Annotated in this window: 20 protein-coding genes; 10 read left to right on the forward strand and 10 right to left on the reverse strand. The window is 60.8% G+C overall.

All coding sequences use genetic code 11. The features are described 5' to 3' along the window. The first annotated feature begins 19 nt into the window (after positions 1-19). Genes A0257_19165 through A0257_19175 form a run of 3 tightly spaced genes read left to right on the forward strand, consistent with a single transcriptional unit; the run spans position 20 to position 1,036 of the window. The gene (locus A0257_19165) at positions 20-238 is read left to right on the forward strand and encodes a hypothetical protein (protein AMR29011.1); all 219 of its coding nucleotides are present in this window, start codon (positions 20-22) and stop codon (positions 236-238) included. 35 nt (positions 239-273) lie between these two features. Continuing rightward, positions 274-630 carry a hypothetical protein gene (locus tag A0257_19170; protein AMR29012.1) on the forward strand — a complete coding sequence of 119 codons (357 nt, stop codon included), beginning with the start codon at positions 274-276 and terminating at the stop codon, positions 628-630. A gap of 10 nt (positions 631-640) precedes the next feature. After that, positions 641-1,036 carry a hypothetical protein gene (locus A0257_19175; protein AMR29013.1) on the forward strand — a complete coding sequence of 132 codons (396 nt, stop codon included), beginning with the start codon at positions 641-643 and terminating at the stop codon, positions 1,034-1,036. Between the two features lie 3 nt (positions 1,037-1,039). Here the strand turns inward: A0257_19175 and A0257_19180 are convergent, their stop codons facing one another. The 8 genes from A0257_19180 to A0257_19215 all read right to left on the reverse strand — a co-directional run bounded on the left by A0257_19180 (position 1,040) and on the right by A0257_19215 (position 9,204). Next, positions 1,040-1,834 carry a tryptophan synthase subunit alpha gene (locus A0257_19180; protein AMR29014.1) on the reverse strand — a complete coding sequence of 265 codons (795 nt, stop codon included), beginning with the start codon at positions 1,832-1,834 and terminating at the stop codon, positions 1,040-1,042. A gap of 88 nt (positions 1,835-1,922) precedes the next feature. Then, complete coding sequence (locus A0257_19185; protein AMR29015.1) at positions 1,923-3,128, reverse strand: tryptophan synthase subunit beta; 1,206 nt, start codon at positions 3,126-3,128, stop codon at positions 1,923-1,925. A gap of 104 nt (positions 3,129-3,232) precedes the next feature. Further along, positions 3,233-3,871 carry an N-(5'-phosphoribosyl)anthranilate isomerase gene (locus A0257_19190; GenBank protein AMR29016.1) on the reverse strand — a complete coding sequence of 213 codons (639 nt, stop codon included), beginning with the start codon at positions 3,869-3,871 and terminating at the stop codon, positions 3,233-3,235. Between the two features lie 6 nt (positions 3,872-3,877). After that, complete coding sequence (locus A0257_19195) at positions 3,878-4,684, reverse strand: indole-3-glycerol phosphate synthase (protein ID AMR29017.1); 807 nt, start codon at positions 4,682-4,684, stop codon at positions 3,878-3,880. A gap of 92 nt (positions 4,685-4,776) precedes the next feature. Continuing rightward, the gene (locus A0257_19200; GenBank protein AMR29018.1) at positions 4,777-5,772 is read right to left on the reverse strand and encodes an anthranilate phosphoribosyltransferase; all 996 of its coding nucleotides are present in this window, start codon (positions 5,770-5,772) and stop codon (positions 4,777-4,779) included. Between the two features lie 143 nt (positions 5,773-5,915). Next, the gene (locus A0257_19205; GenBank protein ID AMR29854.1) at positions 5,916-6,488 is read right to left on the reverse strand and encodes an anthranilate synthase component II; all 573 of its coding nucleotides are present in this window, start codon (positions 6,486-6,488) and stop codon (positions 5,916-5,918) included. A gap of 149 nt (positions 6,489-6,637) precedes the next feature. Beyond that, on the reverse strand, positions 6,638-8,080 hold the full coding sequence (locus A0257_19210) for an anthranilate synthase (protein ID AMR29019.1): 1,443 nt from the start codon (positions 8,078-8,080) through the stop codon (positions 6,638-6,640). A 287-nt stretch (positions 8,081-8,367) separates the two neighbouring features. Next, entirely contained in the window at positions 8,368-9,204 is an 837-nt protein-coding gene (locus A0257_19215; protein AMR29020.1) for a GntR family transcriptional regulator, read from the reverse strand. 295 nt (positions 9,205-9,499) lie between these two features. On the opposite strand from A0257_19215, the gene A0257_19220 reads away from it, so the two are divergent. Beyond that, entirely contained in the window at positions 9,500-9,904 is a 405-nt protein-coding gene (locus A0257_19220; protein AMR29021.1) for a hypothetical protein, read from the forward strand. A 17-nt stretch (positions 9,905-9,921) separates the two neighbouring features. Here the strand turns inward: A0257_19220 and A0257_19225 are convergent, their stop codons facing one another. Continuing rightward, entirely contained in the window at positions 9,922-11,871 is a 1,950-nt protein-coding gene (locus tag A0257_19225; protein AMR29022.1) for a hypothetical protein, read from the reverse strand. 251 nt (positions 11,872-12,122) lie between these two features. On the opposite strand from A0257_19225, the gene A0257_19230 reads away from it, so the two are divergent. The 5 genes from A0257_19230 to A0257_19250 all read left to right on the forward strand — a co-directional run bounded on the left by A0257_19230 (position 12,123) and on the right by A0257_19250 (position 16,064). Further along, on the forward strand, positions 12,123-13,391 hold the full coding sequence (locus A0257_19230) for a radical SAM protein (protein ID AMR29023.1): 1,269 nt from the start codon (positions 12,123-12,125) through the stop codon (positions 13,389-13,391). A 105-nt stretch (positions 13,392-13,496) separates the two neighbouring features. Next, complete coding sequence (locus tag A0257_19235) at positions 13,497-13,745, forward strand: hypothetical protein (protein AMR29024.1); 249 nt, start codon at positions 13,497-13,499, stop codon at positions 13,743-13,745. Positions 13,746-13,802: 57 nt separating this feature from the next. Continuing rightward, on the forward strand, positions 13,803-14,657 hold the full coding sequence (locus tag A0257_19240) for a DNA metabolism protein (protein AMR29855.1): 855 nt from the start codon (positions 13,803-13,805) through the stop codon (positions 14,655-14,657). 126 nt (positions 14,658-14,783) lie between these two features. Next, a complete protein-coding gene (locus A0257_19245; GenBank protein AMR29025.1) occupies positions 14,784-15,638 on the forward strand; it encodes an NAD(P)-dependent oxidoreductase in 855 nt (284 codons plus the stop codon). 3 nt (positions 15,639-15,641) lie between these two features. Further along, the gene (locus tag A0257_19250; protein ID AMR29026.1) at positions 15,642-16,064 is read left to right on the forward strand and encodes a hypothetical protein; all 423 of its coding nucleotides are present in this window, start codon (positions 15,642-15,644) and stop codon (positions 16,062-16,064) included. Positions 16,065-16,351: 287 nt separating this feature from the next. Here the strand turns inward: A0257_19250 and A0257_19255 are convergent, their stop codons facing one another. Beyond that, positions 16,352-17,551, reverse strand: a complete 1,200-nt coding sequence (locus tag A0257_19255) for an MFS transporter permease (protein ID AMR29027.1) — start codon at positions 17,549-17,551, stop codon at positions 16,352-16,354. A gap of 122 nt (positions 17,552-17,673) precedes the next feature. On the opposite strand from A0257_19255, the gene A0257_19260 reads away from it, so the two are divergent. After that, positions 17,674-18,189, forward strand: coding sequence for a transcription elongation factor GreAB (locus A0257_19260; GenBank protein ID AMR29028.1), 516 nt, complete (start codon positions 17,674-17,676; stop codon positions 18,187-18,189). Positions 18,190-18,311: the final 122 nt, after the last annotated feature.

An 18,311-nucleotide genomic window follows, 5' to 3' on the forward strand; every position in this document is an offset into this window, starting at 1 on the left:
TGTAAAAAATAACTACGCCATGACCAAAGAAGCGCAGAAACAGGAAGTGCTAGCCGCCATTAGCCGGGTAGAAGATGAAAGCTTATTGCTGAAAATCAGGGACTTACTGGTGGCTGCGGAAGCGCAGGCGCGGGGAGCGGCCAAGCCGCGGGCTTATCCTGGCTTCGGCGGGCCAGCGGGCCGAGTGCTGGCGGCGGCCATTGAGCAGTATGAGCGCGAGCATAGCGAGCAACCATGAAGCTTTTGCTTGATACGCACGCGCTTATCTGGTTTATGAACGACAGCCCGAGGCTGCCGCGCTCTTTGGTACGGCAGTTTCTGGACGTATCGGTTACGCTGTGCATCAGCCGGATTTCCCTGCTGGAAATCGCTATTAAATCTCAGTTGGCCAAAGATGATTTTCCGCTCATTTTTGACCACTGGTTGCAACGCTTTCAATTATTTGACTTCGAGGTACTTGAGATAACCGATGCGCACCTGGTTGCGCTCAGTCAACTACCTTTGGTCAAAGACCACCGCGACCCGTTTGACCGCCTGCTTATCGCGCAAGCCTTAACGGAAAACCTGACCCTGATAAGCCGCGATGGCAAGTTCGGCGAGTACGCGGGCCTGAAACTACAATGGGTGTAATAAGCTGAAAATGAAACCCAAATACCTCGCCCTCGCGGCCGTTGTCCTACTACTAGGCTGGTTTATATTCGACTCGCTGAGCCAGCCGGGGGTAGGGGATTTGAAAGGCGGTTTTCGAGAGGCGGCCACTTACCGCAACGAAAACAACACCGGCCCCATCGTGCGCGTGTACGCCGTGACGGTGGCCGACACGCTCTGGCAACAGATGCGGCAGTACGGCGACTTCATGCCGTATACTAAATACGGCAATACCAAGGTGTATTTCTTCCGGCAGGGCCAGCCGGTGCCAAAAGAAGTGCGACCCGGTGAGGTGAATTTTGACCCGGAATTTAACCCGAATTGCCTGGCAAAGTACGAGAAGGAAGTGATGGGCAACGTCACATTTCAGCGCTATCCTGGCCGCTAGCCCTTACGCCACCACAGCGGGCCGGATGCCCGCCACAAACGCCCGAATAGCCGCATCGCGCCCCTCAGCCGGCGTGCTTTGCAAAAGCCGAATAAACGCGCTGCCGATAATGGCCCCGGTGGTGTGCCGGCTGGCCGCCGCGAAGCTCGCCGCGTCGCTGATGCCGAAGCCCACCAGGGTCGGGTTGCGCAAGCCCAGCCCCTTGGTGCGGCTGAGGTAGGCGTCCACGTCGGCGTTCATGTCGGTTTGTGCGCCGGTGGTGCCGGCGGCGGCCACCAGGTAAATGAAGCCATCGGCTAAGCCATCGAGCTGGCGCACGCGGGCCGCACTGGTTTGCGGCGTCACCAGAAACACGTTTTTCAGGCCGTATTTGGTGAACAGCGGCTGGTACTCGCGCTCAAATACTTCGAGGGGTAGGTCGGGCAGAATCACGCCATCCACGCCCACGGCCTGGCACTGCTGGCAAAACTTCTCTACCCCAAACTGCACCACCGGATTGAGGTAGCCCATGAGTAGAATAGGCACCGTAATACCTTGCTGGCGAATATCTTGTAGCTGCTCGAAAAGCGTGGCCACGGTCATGCCATTGTCCAGGGCCTGCTGGTTGCTGCGCTGAATGGTTTCGCCGTCAGCCACCGGGTCGGAGTAGGGCATCCCGATTTCCACGAGGTCGGCCCCGGCGTCTTGCAAGGCTTGCAGAATGGACACCGTGTCGTTCAAAGCCGGAAAGCCGGCGGTGAAATAGACGTTGAGCACATCGGCGGTTTTGTGCTGGAATAGTTGAGTGAGGCGGTTCATGGGGGGGTAGGGAGTTTCTTCGCACAGAGTTCACGGAGTTACGCAGAGAAAAACTCTTCTAACTCCGTGAACTCCGTGCGAAATTTTATTAAGAATATTCCTCCAAATGCTTGGTGTACGTAGCCAAATCCTTATCGCCGCGCCCCGAGAGGCAGACCACTACCACGTCGTCCTTCCTGGCCCCGATGAGGGGTAGGCAGGCCAGCGCGTGCGCCGTTTCCAGGGCCGGGATAATGCCCTCCAGCCGGCTTAGCTGGAACGCCGCATCAAGCGCCGCCTTATCGGTAATAGACAAAAATTCCGCCCTACCCGTGGCAAACAGCTGCGCGTGCTGCGGCCCGATGCCAGGGTAGTCCAGCCCCGCCGAAATGGAGTACGGTTCCGTCACCTGGCCATCCGCCGTCTGCATCAGTATCGTGCTGGCTCCGTGCAGGATACCCGGCTTGCCCAGCGCCGTAGTGGCCGCCGAGTGGCCGGTAGTCACGCCCTGGCCGGCCGCTTCGGCGGCAATCAGACGCACGCCGGGCTCGTCGAGGTAATAGTAAAACGCGCCCGCCGCGTTGGAGCCGCCGCCCACGCAGGCCAGCACGAAATCGGGATTTGGCCGGCCGGTTTGCTGGATAAGCTGGCTCCTCGTTTCGGCGGAGATGACGGACTGGAATTGCGCCACCATGTCGGGGTAGGGATGCGGCCCCACCACCGAGCCGATGATGTAGTGCGTGTCGGTGGGGTTCGAAATCCAGTGGCGCATGGCCTCGTTGGTGGCGTCTTTCAGGGTTTGGCTGCCGCTGGTGGCGGGTACCACCTTGGCCCCCAGCATGCGCATGCGGTCCACGTTGGGCTTCTGGCGCTCAATATCGATGGCACCCATGTACACAATGCACTCCAGGCCTTTAAGGGCGCACACGGTGGCGGTGGCCACGCCGTGCTGGCCGGCCCCGGTTTCGGCCACAATACGCTTCTTGCCCAAGCGCTGAGCCACCAGAATCTGGCCGATGGTATTATTGATTTTATGCGCCCCGGTGTGACACAAATCCTCCCGCTTGAGGTAAATGGTCGTCCCAATCTCAGCCGAGAGCCGTTGGGCCAGAAACAGGGGGGTAGGGCGCCCCGCAAAGTCGCGCAACAGCTGCTTATACTCCTGCTGAAACTCGGGGTCCTCGATGATACGCAGATAGTTATCGCGCAGCTCTTCCACGTTGGGATAAAGCATTTCGGGCACGTAGGCCCCGCCAAACGGGCCATAATAGCCGCTGGTATCAACGCGGTAGGGGGAAGGGGCAGTAGTGGTCATAGGTAATAAGTAATGGGCAATGGATAAGGAAGCACGCGCTCAAAAGCATCTTGTTAGCATGTGCTGGCCATCAGAACAAAAGCTGTCAGCTATCAGCTAAAAGCTCAATAATCAGCGTGCTGGGTGTGCAGGCGGGCCAGCAGCTGGCCGGTGGCCTCCACGTCTTTCAGGCCGGGGGCCACTTCCAACAGGCTGTTGAAATCATAGCCAGCCAGCCGGGGATGATGAAAATGCAGCAGCTCGGCGGCATTGGCCGGCCCCAGGCCGCCGCTCAGCAGGAAGGGGGTAGGGCCGTGGTAATGAGCCAGAATTCGCCAGTCAAACGCCTGGCCATTGCCGCCCCGCTGTGCGCCTTTGGTGTCAAATAAAAACAGCTCGCATACCGGCTCATACGCCGCTAAAGTGCTGAAATCAAACTGTTCATCCACGGAGAAAGCCTTAATAATTCGTAGGCCTTGTGCGTGCGCCGCGCGGCAGTAGGCGGGCGTTTCGTGGCCGTGCAGCTGCGCATAATCGAGGCCGTAGCGGGTGGCCGTGGCCAGTAGCTCGGGCAGCGGCGCATCCACGAATACCCCCACCTTACCAATAGAGTCGGGTAGGCCGCGCAGCACCTCGGCCGAAAGGTTTTCGGCCACGAACCGTGGTGATTTATCGTAGAAAATAAACCCCAGCAAATCAGGGTGAAAATCGGCGACGGCCAGAATATTGGCTGCCTCGCGCATACCGCAGATTTTGACTTTCATAAGCGCTTAAGAAACTGAAACCGGCCCGGATAGTTCGGCCACCAGGTCCGCCAGGGCCGCCGCCGGGTCGGGCGTTTTCATAAACGTTTCGCCGATGAGAAAGCCCTGGTAGCCCGCCTCTCGCAAACTCCGAATGGTGGCCGCGTATTGCAAGCCGCTCTCTGCCACTTTTACGAAGTCATTGGGAATCAGCGCTGCCAGCCGCGCCGACGTTTCCACATCGGTCGCAAACGTGGCCAGATTGCGATTGTTCACGCCCACCAGGCTAATGCTGTTAACCAAGTGGCTGCGGATTTCGGCTTCGTCGTGCACCTCCAGTAGTACTTCCAGCCCTAGCTCGTGGGCGAGCTTGCTAAACTGTACTACTTCAGCCGGCGTGAGGCAGCTGGCAATGAGCAGGATAAGGTCGGCCCCCAGTGCCCGCGCCTCCGTTATCTGGTATTCGCTGATAATAAAGTCTTTGCGCAGAATCGCCGTAGTCGGGCAGGCTACCCGCGCCGCCCGCAGGTCATCGGCAGTGCCACCAAAAAACGGCTCGTCCGTGAGCACCGAGAGCACCGCCGCGCCCGCCGCCGCGTAGCCGGCCGTGGTCGCGCCTGCCTCGGCCGTGCCATTAATAACGCCCTTGGAAGGTGAGCGCCGCTTGAACTCAGCAATGATGCCCGACGAGCCGGATGCCGTGAGTGCTGCCCGCGCCGAGAGCACTGGCCGCGTGAAGGGGGGTAGGGCTTTCAGGGCCGCTATGGGTATTTCGGCCTCGCGGCGCGCTACTTCCTGGCGCTTTTCAGCAATGATTTTATCGAGGATGGTCACAGGTTAGCGTTTAGGTAGTTTACGTAAGCCGTCTGTCATTGCGAGCAGCGCGAAGCAATCACAAACAATGTTTATGATAAAAAGCTATTCGGCTAGCTCAACTCCAGTAGTTTCTCAAAAGCCTGCCGGGCGCGGCCGCTGTCCAGTGATTCGGCGGCCATTGCCAGGCCTTCGGCAGCGTTGGCGGCGCGGCCGGCGGTGCGCAGGGCCAGTGCGGCATTGGCCAGCACGGCGTAGCGGTGGGCTTCGGGCGCTTCGTTACGTAATACGTTGAGAAAAATGTGCGCTGCCTCCGCCACCGTGTCGCCGCCAAACAGCGCCTCCGGCGTAACCTGCGGCAAACCCAAGTCACTGGGCGACAGCAGTTCCTCGCTGTGCCGGCCAATAAGCTTCACCGGCCCGGTCAGCGACACCTCGTCGTAGCCATCCAGGCTGTGCACGATGAGAAATTCCTTACCCGCCTCCTGCTGATGCAGGTAGGCATACAGACGCGCCAGCTCCAGGCTGAACACGCCCACCAGCTGCAAGCGCGGCCGAGCCGGATTCACCAACGGCCCCAGCATGTTAAAAAACGTCTTCACGCCCAACTCTTTGCGCAGCGGGGCCACGTTCTTGAGGGCCGGGTGAAACAGCGGCGCGTGCAAAAAGCAGATGTTAGCCTCATCCAACTGCCGCTTCAGCGCGTCATTATCGGCCGTAAACTTCACGCCCAGGTGCTCCAGCACGGTGCTGCTACCGCTGATAGATGACACACCGTGGTTGCCGTGCTTGGCTACCGGCTGGCCCGCGCCCGCCACCACAAAGGCCGCTAAGGTGGAGATATTGAACGTATTACGCCCATCGCCGCCGGTGCCGCACACGTCCATCGCGTCGTAGCCGCCCAAGTCCACGGGCCGGCACAGCTCCAGCAGCGCGTTGCGGAAGCCGGCCAGCTCCTCCACCGTCACGCTACGCATGAGGTACACGGTGAGAAAAGCGGCAATCTGAGCCGGATTATAGCGACCCTGCGCAATGCCCAGCACCACGCGGTGCGCCTCGTCCTGAGGCAGCGTGCGGTAGGCAAAGAGGTGGTTAAGCGTGTCTTTCAAAATTCAAGAGGAAATAAATTGCCTGTCATTGCAAGGAGGAACGACGAAGCAATCTTTCCCTTTCGTTAGCAGACGATAATAATAATTGACCATGCGGGAAGGAAAGATTGCTTCGTCGTTCCTCCTCGCAATGACAGGTGATTTTAACTATTGACCCAGTTGGCCAGCATCGTTTTGCCATGCTCCGTGAGCACCGACTCGGGGTGAAACTGCACGCCCAGCACGTCGTAGTCGCGGTGAGCCAGGGCCAGCACCTGGCCGTTTTCATCGAGGGCCGTGATGCGCAGCTCGGCCGGCACGCCCTCGGGGGCCAAAGTCCAGGAGTGGTAGCGGCCCACGCGGACGTTATCCGGCACATCGTTAAAGAGCCGGTTATCAGCGGCTTCGGGGGTTTGGTGCAGCGTGTGGGCCACGCCGTGGTGCACATCGCCGAGGTTGGCCAGCTGGCCGCCAAAAGCCTCGCCGATGGCCTGGTGGCCCAGACATACGCCCAGGATGTGCTTGGTCGGCGCGTAGCGCTTTATCAGCTCGGGCATAATGCCGGCCTCGCTCGGCAAGCCGGGGCCAGGCGAGAGCAAAATGTGTGAATATTTTTCCACCTCGTCGAGGCTGATTTTATCGTTGCGAAACACGTCCACTTCCTGCCCCAATTCGCGCAGCATATACACGAGATTATAAGTGAAGGAATCGTAGTTGTCGAGAACTAGAATAGGCATTTTTTTACTAAAATTAATTTCTTTGAACGTCATGCTTATCTGTCGTCCGCTTGCCGAAGCATCTCGCTCGCATCATTGAACGATTTGATTAATACCCCATGCGAGATGCTTCGGCTTCGCTCAGCATGACCGCCTTTTTGGCCATTAAGTCACACCTTCTCCGCCTGCTGCATGGCGGCGCGCAGCGCCCCCAGCTTATTGTGTACTTCCTGCAACTCGCTGGCGGGTACTGATTTGGCTACTACCCCCGCGCCAGCCTGGAAGTACAGCGTATTGTCTTTACTCAAAAAAGTGCGAATCATAATGGCGTGGTTGAAGTCGCCGCCAAAGTCCAGCGCCCCGATGCAGCCGCCATAAAAGCCGCGCTGGGTGCTTTCGTACTCGTCAATGAGCTGGATGGCGCGGTACTTAGGCGCGCCCGAGAGCGTGCCGGCCGGGAAGGTTTCGCCCACCACGTCGAGCGGCTCGGTGGCCGGCCCAAGCTGACCCACCACCTTGGAAACCAGGTGGATAACGTGTGAGTAATACTGAATTTCCTTGAAACGCTCCACGGCTACCACGTCGCAGCGGCGGCTGAGGTCGTTGCGGGCCAGGTCCACGAGCATCACGTGCTCGGCGGTTTCCTTGGGGTCGTCGAGGAGCTGCTGGGCCAGGTGGGCATCGGCCGCGTCGTCGCCGGTGCGGCGGAAGGTACCCGCGATGGGATAAAGCACCGCTTGGCCTTTGCTGATAACTATCTGCGATTCAGGCGAGGAGCCGAACAGCTTGTAGCTGCCGTAGTCGAAAAAGAACAGGTAGGGTGATGGATTGAGCGAGCGCAAGGCCCGATACACATTGAACTCATCGCCCTGAAAACCCTGCTGAAAGCGCCGCGACAGTACCATCTGAAACACGTCGCCGCGCTGGCAGTGGTACTGGCCGAGGCGAATCAGCTCCAAAAATTGCTCATCGGTGGCGTTCGACGTTTCCGGGCCTGTGAGCTGAAAGCCGTGGGTAGCGAAGTTGCGGTTCTGGATAATCGTCTCGATGTAGTCGAGCGTATCGGCGGCCGGCTCCTCGCCTTCGGCTACGTATTGATGCTCAAATAAATACAGTTCATCCTTGAAGTGGTTGATGACAATAACGTAGCGAAACGCCTGGTACACGATGGCCGGCACCGTGCTAGCTCCCGGCTTGTCGCGCAGCTCCACATCCTCAAAATACCGCACGGCCTCATACGCCATGTGCCCGAATAACCCGTTGGTAATGAACGGCAACCCCGACGGCGCGGCTGGCTGGAAGCTCTCCCGAAATGCCCGCAAATGCGCCAGCGCCTGGCGCGGGTCGGCCAGCGTAGCGGTATGGGCCGGCTGGCCGGGGTGCTGGGTGGTCAGTTGGTTTTTATCCAGCTCAAAGCGCGCTACGGGGCTGAAGCAGAGGTAGGAAAAACTGTTACTATTGCCATGATAGTCAGAACTTTCGAGCAGCAGCGTGCCCACAAACTGGTCGCGCAGCCGCAAATACAAGCTCACCGGCGTGAGCGTATCAGCCAGCAGGCGGCGGTGGCGGCTGTGGACGATGGTGGCGGGAGAAGTAGCGGTAGCGGCCGGCATGGCGAGGAAAGACGGGGGTAGGGGACAACAAAAAAGCCCGCTGCGGTGAGCAGCGGGCTTGGAGAATCTCTAAGGGGTTCAACCAACTTATAATGCCTAATGCTCAGCCTCTTGGGAAGGTTGAGGGCCACCAGCTTTGCGAAACGGTTGCGACGAAGGTCATTGGTTGGGGTCGGTTTGCGGGGGCAAAGGAACGACGATTTTTTGTAAAAGCAAATTTCCGTCGTGAAAATATCTGCGAAAAGTTACCGCAGATGTTGCGGAAGAGACGCGCAGGTTCGCAGAGGCTAATCCACGCTGGCCAGCCGGGTTTCCTCCGGTCCCAGCTCTACCAAACCTTGCTTGTAGAGTGAGCCAAGGGCTTTTTTGAAGACTTTTTTGCTCATGCCGAGGCGGCGGTACACGTCGTCGGCCAGGCTCTTGTCGCCGAGGGGTAGGCGGCCGTCGGGGCGCTGTTTGAGGGCGGCTAGCACGAGGGCGGCGGCACTTTCCACCTCGTCGTAGCCGGCCTGGCCGAGGCGCACGTCGAGCTTGCCATCGGGCCGAACCAGGCGCAGGTGGCCGGGCAGCAGCTCGCCAATGCGCAGCGGCCGGAATACTTCATTGGAATAAAGCAGGCCGGCGTGCGTGCCATTCACAATGACCGAGTAGCCGAGCGGCGTTTCTTCGGCAATGAGCACCTGCACGGCCTCGCCCACCGCGCCCACGAATGGCTCGGGGCTCAGAAAGCGCTGCCACTTGGCCGAGGCCACGAGGCGGTCGGTGGCCTCGTCAAGGTACACGTACACCAGCACGCGGTCGCCCACGCGCACGTCCTGGCGCTGGTTGGCGTGGGGTAGGAGCAGGTCTTTTTCAAGGCCCCAGTCGAGGAAGGCACCGGGCGCGCCCACGTCGCGCACGGTGAGCGCGGCAAAGCTATCGACCACCGCCAGCGGCTCTAACGTGGTGGCAATGAGGCGGTCCTCTGAATCGCGGTACACGAATACGCGAATGATATCGCCCACGTGCGCGCCCACCGGGCGGTATTTCTCGGGCAGCAGCAGGTCGCCGTCGTCGCTGGTCAGGTAGAAGCCGATGCTGACTTCGCGGACTATTTCGAGGTCGTTAAAATCGCCGAGACGCATAGTAAAGAAGAGCGGCACACGCCATGAGTGAAGGGGCCGCGAAGGTAGGGCCGCTTGGCGCGGACCGGCGCAGCAAGCCAAAACCAGGATTTTTTAGCATCCTCGGGGGAATTGTTGGTTTGTACGGAAAAATACTATAAAATTCGCATGAAATCAGTTAAATTTGATAAAATAAACTTTATTGTCTCCGTGAGGATTATATTTTCTTTGCCTTATGACTAGTCGTTTTACATCCTGCTTCCTGGTGCTTATGGGTTGCTCAGCTGGCTTTGCGCAGGCCCAGGGTTCCTCCCGTTTGACCCTGGCTTCGTCCGGGCCGCTGCCCGCTGGCAGTGCGTCCCTGGCTGCGGTTGCGGCCCCTACCCCCGGCCTCCCGTTCAAGGCTGATTCCATCTTCGTGAACCCCGAGGTGCGGCCCCAGTTTGCGGGGGGAGAGACTGGCCTGCGCGAGTATCTGATGAAAAGCCTGCGCTATCCCGAGCAGGCGTTGCGTCAGCACGTGAGCGGCAAGGTGTATGTGCGCTTCATCCTCAGTGCCACCGGCCACATTACCGACGCCACCGTGTTGCGCGGCCCCGGCTCGGGCCTCAACGAAGAGGGCTTGCGCCTGGTGTGGCTGATGCCGGCCTGGCAGCCCGCCCGCCAGCAGGGGCAGGCCGTGCGGGTGTCGTGCACGCTGCCCATCACGTTTCAGGAGTAACGGCCTGCCTACCCCCCTCACTGCGTGCTATACTGCACCACGCTGGGCTGGCCGAAGCTGAAATCGCTGAAATTATACGAGTCGCGGTTGGTTTCGAACAGCCGCAGGCCATTGGCACTGAGCTGGCCGTGGGGGTAGTAGCCCAGCAAAAACTGAAAAGTGCGCAACACCGTGAGCTCATTGCGCAGGCGCAGGCCCAGGCCAAAGCCCGTGTAGGGCGCATCGCCGCCGAAGGGCGAGCCGCCGCCGATGCGCTCGTTCACCACCGCCATATCGGCAAAGGCCAGGATGGCCACCCGGAAGCCCAGCAGCGAGAGCGGCGTATAGACGGTGCCCTCGTAGTTGGCCAGAAAGCGGCTGGTGGCCAGTATTTGCCCCGTGGGCCGGAAGCCGCGCACGCCGTCGGGGTTGCTGTTGACGCCGCTCAGCAGCACTTCGGCGGGGTAGCGATTGAAGCCCGCCGTGACGCGGGCGTTCAGCAGGTGGCGGCTCTGGTAGTTGCCCACCTGGTAGCGGCGCGTGAAATACAGCACCTGCCCACTGAGCAAGCCCTGCTCCCAGCCGCCATCGTTGATGCGCTGAAACGTGCCAAAATCCAGGCTGCCGTAGAGGTAGCCCTGGCGCTCGGAGTAGCCGGCCCCCGCGATGCGCGCGTCGATGTAGCGGCGCGGGCCCACGGTATTCCGCTCATAGCCAGTGGTGAGGCTGAGCAGCGTGCCGGCCGGCACGTCCTCGGTGCGGCCAAAGCCGAAAAGGTATTTATCCTTATAATAACGCCGCACCGAGTAGCCCACCGAGCCCAGAAAGATGGTGCGGGTGCGGTCGTCGGGGGTATTGGCGGGGTTGGTGGTGTGGTGCTCGTTGACGATGCTGCCCGCCACGATGAGGCGGCCGGGGTTTTCGTAGCCCAGGTCGTAGGAGCGCAGGCGCAGGGCGCGGCCCACCCACAGCGTTTGGCTGGTGTAGGAGCGTATCTGAAAATTAGGCTGCTCGCCCGGCAGCGGGGGCGCGTCGCGCGGCAGCACCAGGCGAATGTTGAACACGTCGGACGTGAACGCGCCCGCCCAGCGGGCGCTGGGCGAGTAGAAATCACGCCGCACGGACACCCCGCCCGAGTGCGACTCAAACTCATTGAAATAATGCCCCTCGGCATACACAAAGTTGCGGAATGGCACCCGGTAGCCCCCCTCGTAGCCCCAGGTCTGGGGCAGGTCGCGGCCGAACTGATAGCGGTTGCTGAGCTGATGACCCAGGCCCAGGAAGTTCTGGTCGCCGGCCGTCACCACGGCCTGGTTCAGCCCGCCGCGCAGCTCGTAGCCGCCCGTGAGACTGAACACGTCGGTAGTATATACCAGAATATCCACGCTGTCGCGGGTCGCGGTCGCCTCATTCACCAGCACGCGGGCGTCCAGAATTTCGTCGGTCTGGCGCAGCAGGCGCTCGCTTTCGGCCAGCGCCTGGGGCAGCAGCGGCTGGCCCGGCCGAAACAGCAGCACCTGCCGAATGCGCGAGCGCGCCGTGCGGATGTGCACGGCATTGCCCGACTTTTCCAGGAAGGTGCGCGGCTGGCGCAAGGAGTCATTCAGGCTGTAGCCGAAGGCATCGAAGGGCGTGATGGTGACGTGGCGCACAATCTTGAAGTTGTGCTGGTCGAACTGCCGGTTGAGCAGCACCGCGTCAAGGCCATGCTCTTCCTGGCGGGGCTTGGTGAGGCGAAAAAAAGCCGCCAGCGCCCGGCCCGCGATGGTTTTGCGGCGCGTGTAGCGCTCCAGGCTCAGGCGCAAGCGGTCTTCGTCGAAACGGCGACCCAGCGAGTCGGCAGGCACCGGCTCGGCGCTTTTGGCGGCGTGCAGCGAATCGGGCGGCACGGCCACGCGCGGCGTAAACTGCTGGGCGCGCACCCGGCCCGGCCCGCCCAGCAGCAAGCCCAGCACCAACAAGCACAGGAGAAAAATACTACGCGACATGGGGCACGGCGGCACTATGCGCAAGTTACGCCGGGCGGCGCGCGGCAGCGCCCGGTTTATGCGCCTGGCTCAACGCCAAATCTTCTTGCCAAGGTATGTTGCCGGCCGAGGGGGGTAGGAAAAATAAAGTACTAAATGCCGCGCGACGCGCCGCGGACGGAGAAACTTTTTCTAAAAAAATTAGCTTATCAAAAGCTTGCCAATTTCACTGGCTGGCGCTACTTTTACCCCCGTCAAACGACCTTTTGCCGATGAACGAGCGCATTCAGGAGAAGCTAAGCATCTTAGCCGACGCCGCCAAGTACGACGTGTCGTGCAGCAGCAGCGGCGGCAAGCGCAAAAACGAGCAAAAAGGCCTCGGCAACGCCGAGGGCATGGGCATCTGCCACAGCTTTACGGAGGATGGCCGCTGCGTGAGTCTGCTCAAGATTTTGCTCACCAACCACTGCATCTTCGACTGCGCCTACTGCGTGTCGCGCCGCTCGAACGACGTGAAGCGCGCCGCCTTCACCGTGGACGAAGTAGTAGATTTGACCATAAATTTCTATCGCCGCAATTACATCGAGGGTTTGTTCCTGAGCAGCGGCATTTTCAGCTCGCCCGACTACACGATGGAGCGCCTGGTGCGCATCGTAAAAAAGCTGCGCACCGAACACAACTTCAACGGCTACATCCACGTCAAAACCATCCCCGGTGCCTCGCCCGAGCTGATTCAGGAAGCCGGCCTCTACGCCGACCGCCTGAGCGTGAATATTGAATTGCCCTCGGAGCTGGCTTTGCAAAACCTGGCCCCGGAGAAAAACTACGCCGAGATTCTGACCCCGATGGCCCAGATTCGGGACGGCATTATTCAGCATAAAGAGGAGAAGGCGCTGTTCAAAAAGGTGCCGCAATTTGCCACCGCCGGCCAGAGCACGCAGCTCATTGTGGGCGCGAGCGATGAGAATGATTTACAGATAATCAAGCTCTCCGACTCGCTCTACCAGGGCTACGGCCTCAAGCGGGTGTACTACTCGGGCTACGTGCCCATTACGGACGATGCGCGCCTGCCGCAGGTGACCCAGCCGCCGCTCGTGCGCGAGCACCGCCTCTACCAAACCGACTGGCTGATGCGCTTTTACGGCTTCGAGGCCGACGAGATTCTGGACCCCGCGCACCCGTACCTCGACCTCGAAATTGACCCTAAGCTAGCCTGGGCGCTACGCAACCGCCACCTCTTTCCGGTGGATGTGAACGTGGCCGACCGCGCCCTGCTGCTGCGCGTGCCGGGGGTAGGGGCGCGCTCTGTCGAGCGCATCGTGCAGGCCCGGCGCTTCGCCTCGCTCACGGCCGAAAACCTGGGCCAGTTTGGCGTGGTGATGAAGCGGGCGCGGCACTTTCTCACGGCGCGAGGCCTGGCCCCGGCCGCGCTGGGCGAGCTGGATTCGCAGCAGGTGCGCCGTCAGATTCTGTTCGGCGGCAAGGCCACCCGCTCGGCCCTGGTCACGCAGCAATTGGACTTGTTCGCCCAGGTAGGGTAAGGATTGCCGTGGTTGGCAAGGCTATTGATGGGTAAAGAGTTGGTTTAGTAAGGCTTTTGCCGTAGTTAAATCCGTAGTTACCAGTGATAAAACTGCCCGACCGCAGTGGTCGGGAAAATCTGCTATAAAATCATGCAAATTACTCATCGCGCTCCGGCCGTCGCGTCGGCCCCCGCCTCGCTCGCCGCCGAACCTTTCCTGGCGCTTATCGGCCCTACCCCCTTTGGGGGTGACAAGGCCCCGCGGCTCTCGTGCTGCTGCCGCCTCTCCGAGTTGCTGCCGCTGGTGCGCCAGCTGCACGATGCCGCCCGCGCCGCCCAGCAAGCCGCCGAGCAGCCCAGCGTAGCCGCCTAGCCCATGCCGTCGTCGCTGACGCCACTGCGCCGGCCGGCCGCCGGGGGGGTAGGGCCGGTGGCCCCGCGCCCGCCCGCGCCCGAGCTGCATAATCCGCCCGCCGACTACACCTACGACGGCTCGTTTGAAGGTCTGCTCACGGTGCTGTTTCGGGTGTACGAGCGGAAGTCGGCCCCTAACAGCATCCAGCCCGAAGGCGCGGCGCAGGGCGGCTTGTTTGCCCAGGCCGTGGCCATCGACACCGACGAAACGCTGGCCGCCCGCACCTGGGATGGCCTGTCGCGCTTCATGCCCGAGGCGGCGCGCGCCCGGCTCTACCACGTTTTTTTGAGCGAAGACCCCGAGCGCGAGTTGCTCATTTTCCGCTACGCGGATATGGCCCTGCGGGCGGGCCGCGACATCTCCGAAAACTACGCCGACGCCACCGTGCGCCGGATGCAGCGCCTGGCCCAGCAGCTCTTCCGCGAAAAGCACCGCATGGAAGCCTTCGTGCGCTTTGAGAAGGCCCAGGATGAGCTATTTCACGCCACCATTGAGCCCGATTTTGACGTGTTGCCGCTCATTGCCAGCCATTTCACCAAGCGCTACGCCGACCAGCGCTGGCTGATTTTTGACAAGAAGCGCCGCTACGGCTTGTATTACGATTTGCGCCAAACCACCATCGTGGAGTTCGAAACCGGCCGCCCTACCCCCCGCCGCGGCGAGGTATCGGCCACGGTGCTCGACGAGCGTGAGCCGCTGTTCAAAATCCTCTGGCAGGCATATTTCGACCACGTAAACATTCCCGAGCGCAAAAATCTCAAGCTGCACCAGCGCCAGATGCCGCGCCGCTACTGGAAATACCTGAGCGAAAAACAGCCCCGCGAGCGCCGCTTTGAACCCATCAAGAACAAGCGCCCGCCCGCGCAGTAGCGCGAGCTTTGTAGTTCGCGTCTTGGAACGACAATCGTTGTGACGGCGCGGAGACGCGAACTACAAAGTTCGCGCTACTGGTGTTGCGGCCTCTAACTTGCGGCCCAAACGCTATTTCTTGAGTGAATGAATACGACGCTGATTTTTGGGGCCTCGGGCCAATTGGGACAGTGCCTAGCGCACGTGGCAAAAGAGCAACATATGACCGGCCTGGTCTTCCCGCCCGAGGCGCAGGCCAATATAGTAGACCCCAACGGCTTGCGCACGTTGTTTGAGCAGCATCGCCCGGCCTACGCCATCAACTGCGCCGCCTACACGGCCGTGGACAAGGCCGAGGACGAGCTGGACCTGGCCCGCCGGGTCAACCGCGACGGCGTGGAAAACCTGGCGCGGCTGTGCGGCGAGTTTGGCACTACGCTCATCCAGATTTCGACCGATTTCGTGTTTGCCGGCACCGGCAACCAGCCGCTGGTCGAAACCGACGAGGCCGCGCCCATCAGCGTCTATGGCCTCACCAAGCTGGAGGGCGAGCAGGTGATTCCGCCCCTCACCAGCCAGTATTTCATCCTGCGCACCAGCTGGCTCTACTCGGAGTTTGCCAACAACTTCGTGAAAACCATGCTCAAGCTGGGCCGCGAGCGCGAGGAATTGAAGATTATCTGGGACCAGCTCGGCACGCCCACCTACGCCATCGACCTGGCCGGCTGCATCCTGCACATCATTGAGAGCCAGAGCACTGCCTACGGCACTTACCACTACAGCAACGAGGGCGTGACCTCGTGGTACGACTTCGCCACGGCCATTTTCGAGCTGAGCGGCACGGCGGTGAAAACCCTACCCATCCGCACCGCCGAGTACCCGACCAAAGCCACGCGGCCCGCCTTTTCGGTCATGGATAAGAGCAAGGTGAAGCAGGCGTTGGGGGTAACAATCCCGCACTGGCGCGTGAGCTTACAGACTTGCTTGGGGCGGTTAGGGTAGCTAATGTTTTTGAATTTCTTCGTCATGGCCAACCACTATTTTCGGCTCAATGGTACTGATTTTGGAATTGGGAGTGTGCAATTACTATTGCCAGTGACTGAGCAACTGCTTACACTGAAAATAACGGGTAGCGAAGAGGTGACAGAAGCGATTATCACTGATGAAGCTCAGGCTTTCAACTGGATTCTCTACCCACCAATGATATACTTTACAGACGTTCCCTACGCGCTGGTTAATGGGATAAAAACGTTGACTATCTCTGAGGAATTATCGGATAATTATGACATTGCGCTCTACTTGATGATGCACGACGATTTAACTGGTACGCTGTCGATAACCGCAGATAATATAATAACTTTTAGCGGGACCGCGCAACTAGACGGAGCCGATTTGCCACTGGAAATTTTTTGCGTAGCGACTTCCTGAAAATAGTATTTTCGGCCGGCACCTATCACCTATAAAACCAGTGCAGCGCCAGCGTTACTTTCCTGATTTTTGCCAATTCAGAAATAAAATCACGATATGAAGATTGCTAAAGTCATCGGGTACACATTAATAGCATTAGGTCTCATTGCTCGAATATCCATTCCAGGGATGCGTGACATTGGTGCTATCATGTCTGTTATAGGCGGACTAACTGTAGCCGCAACAATAGCAGCGGTATCTGCGGGTACTCGGCGAGGTAATCGCTAAGTTTATCGGGAAATGTGCTTCTAATCTTCCCGCCCATAAAACCGGTGCAACGCCAGCGCCAGCACCACAAACGCGCCGCCCACGGCGCACACGCCGGACCAGCCAAAGTGCGTCCAGGCCAAGCCGCCGACCACTGAGCCGAGGGAGCCGCCCGTGAAATAACCCGTCATGTACACCGTATTGAGGCGGCTGCGGGCCTCGGGGCGCAGCGAGAAGATGAGCGTCTGGTTGGAGATATGGACCGACTGCACGCCCACGTCGAGCAGCAAAATGCCCAGTATCAGCCCGGCCAGGTAGCCCCCACCTACCCCCAGCAGCAGGTACGAAGCCAGCGCCAGCACCAGCCCCGCCGTGATGGCGTAGCTCGACCCGCGCCGGTCGGCCAGGCCGCCGGCCAGCGGCGCGGCCAGCGCGCCGGCGGCCCCCACCAGCCCAAAAAAGCCCGCTACGTCGCTGCCGTAGCCATAGGCGGGGCTGCCGAGGTAGAAAACCAGTGTCGTCCAGAACACGCTGAACGCGGCGAAAATGCTACCCCCCACCAGCGCCGAGCGCCGCAGCGGCGGTAGCTCGCGCGCCAGCGTCCCCAGCGAGCGCATCAGCGAGGCGTAGGTGCCCGTAAAGTTGGGCCGGTCCTGCGGCAGCCGCCAGGCCAGCAGGCCCGTGAGCGCCAGCATGAGGCCCGCCGCGCCGGCAAATACCAGCCGCCAGCCCAGGTGCGCGCCCGCGTAGCCGCTCACCGTGCGCGAGAGCAAAATCCCAATTAGCAGCCCGCTCATGATGCGCCCCACGATGCGGCCGCGGTCAGCCTCGGGGGCCAGGTGCGCCGCCATCGGCAGCAGCAGCTGCGGCACCGACGAGCAGATGCCGATAAGCACGCTCGCCACCGCCAGTAGCCCGAAGGTGGGGGCCAGCGCCGCGCCGCTCAGGTACACGGCCGCGCCCACCAGCAGCCAGAGAATGAGGCGTTTGCGCTCCAGCATATCGCCCAACGGCACGGCCAGCAGAATGCCCAACGTGTAGCCGATTTGGGTGGCCGTGGCTATCAGGCTGGCCTGGCTGTCGGAGACGCCGAACGTGTGCCCAATGGCGGCCAGCAGTGGTTGGTTGTAATAAATATTGGCCACCACCAGCCCGCAGGTGAGGGCCATGAGCCAGACCAGGGCGGCATCGAGGCGGCGAGGGGGGGTAGCGATAGCAGGCGCAGTAAGTAACTCAGACATGCAGGGTAAGCGAACGAATCGGGATAGCAATAGCGGCGAAATAGCGTGGGTTAACTCTGAACCACCCGCCAGGGTTATGCTCCAGCTGCGCAACCTGCCCGCCCGGCCCGCGTTTGCCAAGTATGAGCCGAGGATTTGTAAAAGAGGATGATGCCCAAACGCCGCCCATCGTGCCGCCGCGCGCCGCCCTGCCGCCCGGCACCCCTAACTACGTGACGCCCAGCGGTCTGGAGCAGCTCCGCGCCGAGCTGGCCGTGCTCGAAGCCACCCGCCCCGCCGCCGAAGCCGACCACACCAACGACACCGACCGCACCCACCGCCTGTCGCTGCTCAACGGCCGTCTCGCGCTCCTTACCGAGCGCCTGGCCAGCGCCCGCGTGGTGGACCCCGCCACCCAGCCGCCGGGCGAAGTGCGCTTTGGGGCCACTGTCACGTTGCGCACGGTGCAGGGGGGTAGGGCCGGTTTCGAGCGCACTCTCACCCTCGTGGGCGTCGATGAGGCCGATGTCGCGCAGGGCAAAGTAGGCTTTGTGGCGCCCATCGCGCGGGCGGTGCAGGGCGCGCGGCTGGGTCAGGTCGTAGCCCTGCGTCTCGGTCCAGCCACGGAAGAGGTGGAAGTAATGAGTATTAGCTATTAATAGGGGGTAGGGACTACGTGTTAGGAATCGGCTGTGCATGGCGCGCGTCGCAACATGCGCGCTATGACAGCATAAGAGGTAACTTTTTTAGTGAGTAATGACTTACTAACTTAGCGTTGCCG

The sequence above is a fragment of the Hymenobacter psoromatis genome (assembly GCA_001596155.1).
Classification (GTDB): Bacteria; Bacteroidota; Bacteroidia; order Cytophagales; family Hymenobacteraceae; genus Hymenobacter.

Bases quoted from the DNA above. Each gene is read 5' to 3' on its own strand.
- A0257_19165 (AMR29011.1), top strand. From the start codon at position 20: ATGACCAAAGAAGCGCAGAAACAGGAAGTGCTAGCCGCCATTAGCCGG.
- A0257_19170 (AMR29012.1), top strand. From the start codon at position 274: ATGAACGACAGCCCGAGGCTGCCGCGCTCTTTGGTACGGCAGTTTCTG.
- A0257_19175 (AMR29013.1), top strand. From the start codon at position 641: ATGAAACCCAAATACCTCGCCCTCGCGGCCGTTGTCCTACTACTAGGC.
- A0257_19180 (AMR29014.1), bottom strand. From the start codon at position 1,834: ATGAACCGCCTCACTCAACTATTCCAGCACAAAACCGCCGATGTGCTC.
- A0257_19185 (AMR29015.1), bottom strand. From the start codon at position 3,128: ATGACCACTACTGCCCCTTCCCCCTACCGCGTTGATACCAGCGGCTAT.
- A0257_19190 (AMR29016.1), bottom strand. From the start codon at position 3,871: ATGAAAGTCAAAATCTGCGGTATGCGCGAGGCAGCCAATATTCTGGCC.
- A0257_19205 (AMR29854.1), bottom strand. From the start codon at position 6,488: ATGCCTATTCTAGTTCTCGACAACTACGATTCCTTCACTTATAATCTC.
- A0257_19210 (AMR29019.1), bottom strand. From the start codon at position 8,080: ATGCCGGCCGCTACCGCTACTTCTCCCGCCACCATCGTCCACAGCCGC.
- A0257_19215 (AMR29020.1), bottom strand. From the start codon at position 9,204: ATGCGTCTCGGCGATTTTAACGACCTCGAAATAGTCCGCGAAGTCAGC.
- A0257_19225 (AMR29022.1), bottom strand. From the start codon at position 11,871: ATGTCGCGTAGTATTTTTCTCCTGTGCTTGTTGGTGCTGGGCTTGCTG.
- A0257_19230 (AMR29023.1), top strand. From the start codon at position 12,123: ATGAACGAGCGCATTCAGGAGAAGCTAAGCATCTTAGCCGACGCCGCC.
- A0257_19245 (AMR29025.1), top strand. From the start codon at position 14,784: ATGAATACGACGCTGATTTTTGGGGCCTCGGGCCAATTGGGACAGTGC.
- A0257_19250 (AMR29026.1), top strand. From the start codon at position 15,642: ATGTTTTTGAATTTCTTCGTCATGGCCAACCACTATTTTCGGCTCAAT.
- A0257_19255 (AMR29027.1), bottom strand. From the start codon at position 17,551: ATGTCTGAGTTACTTACTGCGCCTGCTATCGCTACCCCCCCTCGCCGC.
- A0257_19260 (AMR29028.1), top strand. From the start codon at position 17,674: ATGAGCCGAGGATTTGTAAAAGAGGATGATGCCCAAACGCCGCCCATC.